Source organism: Streptomyces boluensis (assembly GCF_009908195.1).
Taxonomy (GTDB): Bacteria; Actinomycetota; Actinomycetes; order Streptomycetales; family Streptomycetaceae; genus Streptomyces; species Streptomyces boluensis.
Genome location: NZ_JAAAHS010000388.1, coordinates 1 through 7,095, shown reverse-complemented (window position 1 = coordinate 7,095; position 7,095 = coordinate 1). Strand labels below are relative to the sequence as shown.

Below are 7,095 nucleotides of genomic sequence, written 5' to 3'. Positions count from 1 at the left end.
GCCCCCGCCCGACCGATATCCGCCCGACCGATATCCGCTCGGCCGGCACCCGCTCCCCCGGCTCCGCCGTCGGGAGTTCCCGCTGCAGGGCGGTGACGAGGCTGCGGTGCCAGGCGGGGAGTCCGCCGGAGTCCCGCAGTTCACCGGTGCCGGGGTCGATCAGGCCCGGCGCGCCGACGGCCACGCTGTGCAGCCGGTCCGCCCCGGCCTCGCGGGCGGTGCGTTCCAGGAGGGCCACGGCCTGGTCGACGGCGGCCTCGGCATTGAGCGTGGGGTCGACGCTCAGTACGGCTTCGGCGAGCACCGTGCCCAGCAGGTCGGCGACAGCGACGCGGACGCTCTCGGTGCGTACGTCGAGGGCGCCGAGATGGGCGCGGTCGGCGACGATTCCGTACAACCGGGCGTTGGGGCCCCGGCGTTCGGCGCCCGCCTCGCCGACGACGGTGACGAGCCCGGCGCCCTGCAGCCGTTCGACCAGGTCGGCGACGGTCGGCCGGGACAGGCCGGTGCGCTGCTTGAGCTGACCCGCCGTCAACGGGCCCTGCTCCTGGAGCAGGCGCAGCGCCGTCCGGTCGTTGATGGCTCGGGCCGTGCTCGGGGATGCGGGCATGCCGGGATCCTTCCAGACGTCTCGAACCGGCCTATTTATCAGGCAGGGTCCCTGATAGTTTACGGCGGCGATGCGCGCACACGCTCCCCGGGGAAGGGTCGAGAGATGAGCCAACCTGACTACAGCGCACGGCAGTTGAGGGCGGCCCGGTACGCCGTGGCCGCCGTCTTCTGTGTGCACGGATCGGTGACGGGTTCGTTCGCGACGCGGGTCCCGTGGATCCAGGAGCACGCGGGGGTGAGCGCGGGGCAGCTCGGGCTCGCCCTCGCCTTCCCGGCCATCGGCGCCTCGCTCGCGATGCCGCTCGCGGGCCGGGTCAGTCACCGCTTCGGGGCCCGCGCGGCGCTGCGCGGACTGCTCGCGCTGTGGACGCTCTCCCTGGTGCTGCCCGCGCTCGCGCCGGACCTGGTCACGCTCTGCGCGGCGCTCCTCGTGTACGGGGCCACGTCCGGGATGTCGGACGTGGCGATGAACGCGCTCGGCGTCGAGGTGGAGAACCGGCTCGACCGCTCGATCATGTCCGGCCTGCACGGCATGTGGAGCATGGGCGCCCTGATCGGCTCGGCCGCCGGCACCCTCGCCGCCCACCTCGGCGCGGACGCCCGGCTGCACCACACCCTGGCCGCGGCCGTGCTCACCGTGCTCGGCCTGGTCTTCTGCCAGGGCGTCCTGGACCTGCGCTCCACCCCGGACGCGGAGCCGCCGCCGCGCTTCGCGCTGCCGCCGAGGTCCGCGGTACTCATCGGACTCGTGGGCTTCTGCGCGGTGTTCGCGGAGGGGGCGAGCCTGGACTGGTCGGCGGTGTACCTGCGGGACGAGTTGGCGGCCTCGGCGGGGCTCGCGGCCGCCTGCACGACGGCGTTCGCGCTGACGATGGCGGTGGCGCGGATCGCGGGCGACAAGGTGGTCGACCGGTTCGGCGCGGTGCGGACGGTACGGGCGGGCGGGGTGCTCGCGACCCTCGGCGGGGTGCTCGTGGTGACCTCCGCGCATCCGGCGCAGGCGATGGCCGGTTTCGGCTGCATGGGGCTCGGCATCGCGGTCGTGGTGCCGCTCGCGTTCGCGGCGGCCGGACGGTCCGCCGACAACCCGAGCCTGGCGATCGCGGGCGTCGCGACCATCACGTACACGTCGGGTCTGATCGCTCCGTCGGCGATCGGCGCGATCGCGGACGCGACGTCGCTGGTGGCGTCGTTCGGGCTTGTGACGGCGCTGGCGTTCGGGCTTGTGGTGTTCGCGGGCGTACTGCGGGGACGGGGGCAAATCTCAGCCCGTCCGGCATTTGAGGACGAGCCCGCAGGGCGATAGACGGCCACCCCGGCTCGGGGCGCGGGCGCGGGCGCGGGCGCGGGCGCGGCGAACCGGCACCTACCATTGGCCGAGCTCAATCCATGTACAGAAAGTGAACCCCGGCCATGAACCTCGGCGTCCGCTGGAAACTCCACGGCGATGGCCGCACCCCCGCCCCGGGCGCCGTGGTCCGCCCCGACGAGCGCCTCTCCTGGCCGCGCACCGTGGGGCTCGGCGCGCAGCACGTGGTCGCGATGTTCGGGGCGTCGTTCGTGGCGCCCGTCCTGATGGGGCTCGACCCCAACCTGGCGATCATGATGTCCGGTGTCTCCACGGTCATCTTCCTGCTCGCGACCCGCGGCACCGTCCCCAGCTACCTGGGCTGTTCGCTGTCGTTCGTCGGCGTGGCCGCCGTGATCCGCGCGCAGGGCGGGTCGAGCGCGGCGGTCACGGGTGCCGTGTTCGTGGTCGGCGCGGCGCTATTCCTCGCCGGTCTCGCCGTGCGGAAGTTCGGCGCCCGGATCATCCACGCCGCGATGCCGCCCATCGTCACGGGCGCCGTGGTCATGCTGATCGGCTTCAACCTGGCGCCGGTCACGGCGACCACGTACTGGCCGCAGGACCAGTGGACCGCGCTGCTCGTGATGCTGTTCACCGGTCTGGCCGTGGTGTGCCTGCGCGGCTTCTGGTCCCGTATCGCGATCTTCCTCGGGCTGCTTTTCGGGTACGGGCTCTCCTGGGTCCTCGACCGCGTCTTCGGCAAAATCCACTCCACCGTGGGCGGCGCCGAGGCCGTCGACCACTGGCGGCTCGACCTGTCCGGCGTCGGCAAGGCGGAGTGGATCGGGCTTCCGTCGTTCCACGCGCCGAGCTTCGAGTGGTCCGCGATCCTCGTCGCGCTGCCGGTCGTGATCGCCCTGATCGCCGAGAACGCCGGGCACGTGAAGGCCGTCGGCGAGATGACCGGCCACAACCTGGACGACAAGCTCGGCACCGCGATCTCCGCCGACGGTGTCGGCTCGATGCTCTCCACCGCGGTCGGCGGCCCGCCCAACACCACGTACTCCGAGAACATCGGCGTCATGGCGGCCACCCGGGTCTACTCGACGGCGGCCTACTGGGCGGCGGCCGGATTCGCCCTGCTTTTCGGCCTCTGCCCGAAGTTCGGCGCGATCGTGGCGGCGATCCCGGGCGGTGTGCTCGGCGGCATCACGGTGATCCTGTACGGCATGATCGGCCTGCTCGGCGCGCAGATCTGGATAAACGCCAAGGTCGACCTGCGCAATCCGCTGAACCTCGTACCGGCCGCCGCGGGCATCATCATCGGCGTCGGCAATGTGTCGATGAAGTTCACCGACACGTTCGAGCTGAGCGGCATCGCCCTCGGCACCCTCGTCGTCATCACCGGCTACCACGCGCTGCGCGCCATGGCGCCCGCACACCTCAAGTCGCAGGAGCCGTTGCTCGACGAGGGCACTTCGCGCTACGACGACACAGACGCGGACAGCGCCGCGGGGACCGTCGACGGGGGCACCCCGCCGCCCACCACAAAGTCGTAGCACCTGTCCCACAAACCCCGGCTCCCGCCCGGCCGTTACCCCGTTTCGGGGAAGCTCACGGCCCGGCGGGCGTCGCTTCGGCGTCCGCCTGTCACGCTGCGGGCATGGCGCAGTTGGGGCAGATCAGGACCGGTACGGCCGCGGCGGACACGGTGCGCGCGCGGATGCGGGAGCTGGGCGACCGGCCGCCCGCCCACGAGGTCACCGACGGGCTCACCGACGGGCTCACCGACGGGGTCGGCGTGTTCCACCGCCTCTATCTGGCGGTCACCGAACAGGCGGAGCAGAGCGCCCTGCCCGACCTGCGGCCCGCCTCGCCCCTCGAACTCCGGTGCGCGGAGCGCTACCTCGCGGTGGTGGACGCGGTACGCAACGGGCGCCGCCCCGCCGCGTCCTGGCGCCCGGTGTTCCAGTACCGGCGCCACCCCGGCGTACGGCCGCTGCAGTTCGCCCTCGCGGGCATCAACGCGCACGTCGGGCACGACCTCGCGCTCGCCGTGGTGGACACCTGCCACGCCCTCGACTGCGAACCGGCCGATCTGGAGGGCGAGTTCGACCGCGTCGGCGCCCTCCTCGGCACCCTGGAGGAGCGCATCCACGAGGACCTGCTGCCCGGCGGCCCCGACCTGCTCCTGATCGCCGACCCACTGGCCCACCTGCTCGGCGGCTGGAACCTGGAACGGGCCAGGGACGCCGCCTGGTCGACGGCCCGCGTACTCTTCGGACTCCGTCAACTCCCGGACCTCGCCGAGGAGTTCACCCAGCGGACGGACGCCGGGGTGGGCCTCGTCGGCCACTGTCTGCTGACCCCCTGGCGCTGAGCCCCCGAGGCGCGTTAGCTGTACGGGACACCAGTCGGCGCCGCGAACGCCGGCCGCTCCGGGCTCGTACAAGGAGGCACGTCAGATGGTGACCAGGCTGGGACTCGGTCTTCCGCAGATGAGGCAGTACGACATCGGCCGCGACATCCCGGCCGTGGCGAGGGCCGCCGAGGGCATCGGGTACGACAGCCTGTGGGTCTTCGAGCGGGTGCTTTTCCCGACCCCCGCCACTCAGGGTCTGTACGGGATCGACGGACTCCCCTGGCCCGAGCACTACCGCTCCGTGGCCGATCCGCTGATCTCCCTGACGCTCGCCGCCGCGGCCACCGAACGGGTCCGCCTGGGCAGCAGCGTCCTGGTCGCGCCGCTGCACATACCCTTCGAACTGGCCCGCGCCCTCGCCACGTTGGACGTCGCGAGCGGCGGCCGCGTCACCGCCGGCTTCGGCACCGGCTGGTCCCACGACGAGTACGCGGCCCAGTCGGTCGCCCCCTTCGCCCAGCGCGGCGCGACCCTCGACGAACTGCTCGACGTGTGCGGCGCGGTCTGGGGCCCCGACCCGGTCGCGTACGAGGGCACGCTCACCCGGATCGCCCCCTCCGAGGTCGGCCCGAAGCCCGCCCGGCCCGTCCCGGTACTCCTGGCCGCGTCCGGCCCGCGCGCCTCCCGCCGCCTCGTCGACCGGGCCGACGGCTGGCTCCCCGTGGCCATGGGCGCCCGCCAACTCGCCGATTCCTGGGGTGAGTTGCGGGACCTGGCCGCCGAACGCGACCGGACCCGCCCACTCACGGCGACGGTGCGGGCCAACGCGGCGTACACCCCGAAGCCGTACGAGGGCACGGGCCGCAGGCCGTTCCAGGGCAGCGTCGACCAGATCGTCGAGGACCTGGTGGCCCATGTACGGGCCAGCGGCATCGACGACTTCCTCCTCGACCTGCAGAGCGGGACCCGCGACGCGCAGGAGCTGATGGACGTCGCTGCGGCGGTGTACGAGGCGGCACGCGCGGCGGGCGTCTGAGGCCGGGCGACCGGTGAGGGGCGGGGCGAACTCCCGCCCCTCACCCGTACGTTCAGTCCTCCGGCAGCTCGACCGGCGCGATCTCGTCGTACAGGTCGCCGGGTCCGGGGTTGGTACCGTCCGTCGTGCCGCCGAACTGGTGCATGACACCCCACACGGCGTTGAGCGCGGTCGTGACGGCGCCCTCGGCCCAGCCGGCCGTCCAGGAGATGTCGTCGCCCGCGAGGTAGATACCGCGCTTGTCCTCGGGCAGCCGGTCCTGCATGAAGTGCGTGAACAGGCGGCGCTGGTAGCGGTAGTGGCCCGGCAGGTTCGCCTTGAACGCACCCATGAAGTAGGGCTCGTTCTCCCAGGACACGGTCACCGGGTTGCCGATGATGTGCTTGCGGATGTCGACGTTCGGATAGATCTCGCCGAGCGACTTCAGCATGACCTCCATCCGCTCGTTCGCGGACAGCGGCAGCCACTTCAGGCTGTCGTCGCACCAGGTGTACGAGAGGCAGATGGTGGCGGGCTTGTCCGGGCCGTCGTCGAGGAGGTAAGTGCCGCGCGTCATACGGTCGGTGAGCGTCATCGACATGACGTCCCGCCCGGTGACCTCGTCCTTGTCCAGCCAGAACGGCCGGTCGACCGGCACGAACAGCTTCGAGGACTCCATGTAATGAGTCCGCTCGATGGCGGTCCAGTGGTCGATCGGGAAGAGCGAGTCATCGCAGTCGATCTTGGAGAGCAGCATCCAGGACTGCGCGGTGAAGATCGCCGCACGGTACGTACGGATGTCGCCGCTCGCGTCCGTGACCGTGATGCCGTTGCCCGCGGTGCGGTGAAGCCGGGTCACGGCGGGACGCGGGGCGCCCTCGTGCAGGCTGCTCAGCGAGGTGCCGAGGCCCCAGTGCACGATCTTTCGCGGCTCGCGCTCCCAGAGCCGCAGCGGGAGCTGCTGGCTGCCGCCGACGATGCCGCGGTGGTGGTCGTCGGCCTCGGTGTAGACGACCCGCAGGATCTCCAGGATGGAGTTGGGGAAGTCGGTGTCCCAGCCGCCGGTACCGAAGCCGACCTGGCCGAAGATCTCGCGGTGCCGGAACGACTTGAACGCCTCCGACTCGCAGAGGAAGCCGTAGAAGGTCTGGTTGTCGAGCTTCTCGACGAGCTTCGCCCAGATCTCCCGGATCCGCGGCACGTCCCGCTCGCGCAGCGCCTGGTTCATGTCGGAGAAGTCGGCGCCCTCCTCCAGGCAGGCGTTCCAGGCGTGCATGACGTCCCGGTACACCTGCGGCAGGTCGTCGACGGTCTCCGCGTAGTGCGACTCGCCCTTGAGGTCGACGACGGTCGAAGGGGTCCCGGCGGCAAGGGGGTTGGGGAACGCCCGGGTCTCCAGGCCGACCAGGTCGATGTAGTGCTGCAGCGCCGTCGAGGACGGCGGGAACCGCATCGCGCCCATCTCGGCGGTCAGCGAGGGGTCGCAGCCGTCGAAGCCGACGGTGCGAAGCCGGCCGCCGATCTGGTCGGCCTCGTACACGACGGGCTTGAGGCCCATCTTCATCAGCTCGTACGCCGCGACGATGCCGGAGAGCCCGCCACCGATGACGGCGACCTCCTGGCCGTGCTCGGTCGCGGGTATCTGCCCGAGCCCGGCCGGGTGGGCCAGATAGTCGTCGTACGCGTACGGGAAGTCCGGACCGAACATGGTGATCGGCGGCTGGGCGTCGGTGTGCTGGACGGCGTTGGGCACCGTGGACGTCATGGGGTACGGACTCCTTGCGCGGAACGAGGGGTGGTGAAGGGGAGGGGTGCGGC

The 7,095-nt window shown here is 71.8% G+C and carries 6 protein-coding genes; 4 read left to right on the top strand and 2 right to left on the bottom strand.

Translation table 11 applies throughout. The annotated features are described in order from the left end of the window. Positions 1–610: ROK family transcriptional regulator (locus tag GUY60_RS31660; protein ID WP_161704102.1), on the bottom strand; the 610-nt coding region annotated here is incomplete at its 3' end. Between the two features lie 105 nt (positions 611–715). Between GUY60_RS31660 and GUY60_RS31655 the strand changes: the two genes are divergently transcribed. The 4 genes from GUY60_RS31655 to GUY60_RS31640 all read left to right on the top strand — a co-directional run bounded on the left by GUY60_RS31655 (position 716) and on the right by GUY60_RS31640 (position 5,298). Beyond that, positions 716–1,918 carry an MFS transporter gene (locus tag GUY60_RS31655; RefSeq protein ID WP_161704100.1) on the top strand — a complete coding sequence of 401 codons (1,203 nt, stop codon included), beginning with the start codon at positions 716–718 and terminating at the stop codon, positions 1,916–1,918. A 107-nt stretch (positions 1,919–2,025) separates the two neighbouring features. Beyond that, complete coding sequence (locus GUY60_RS31650) at positions 2,026–3,459, top strand: uracil-xanthine permease family protein (RefSeq protein ID WP_161704098.1); 1,434 nt, start codon at positions 2,026–2,028, stop codon at positions 3,457–3,459. 104 nt (positions 3,460–3,563) lie between these two features. Next, complete coding sequence (locus GUY60_RS31645) at positions 3,564–4,280, top strand: DUF5995 family protein (protein ID WP_161704096.1); 717 nt, start codon at positions 3,564–3,566, stop codon at positions 4,278–4,280. 85 nt (positions 4,281–4,365) lie between these two features. Beyond that, a complete protein-coding gene (locus GUY60_RS31640) occupies positions 4,366–5,298 on the top strand; it encodes a TIGR03619 family F420-dependent LLM class oxidoreductase (protein ID WP_161704094.1) in 933 nt (310 codons plus the stop codon). A 52-nt stretch (positions 5,299–5,350) separates the two neighbouring features. On the opposite strand, the gene GUY60_RS31635 is transcribed toward GUY60_RS31640, so the two are convergent. Beyond that, positions 5,351–7,042 (bottom strand): flavin monoamine oxidase family protein, encoded by a 1,692-nt coding sequence (locus tag GUY60_RS31635; RefSeq protein ID WP_161704092.1) that lies wholly within the window; start codon positions 7,040–7,042, stop codon positions 5,351–5,353. Positions 7,043–7,095 lie beyond the last annotated feature (53 nt).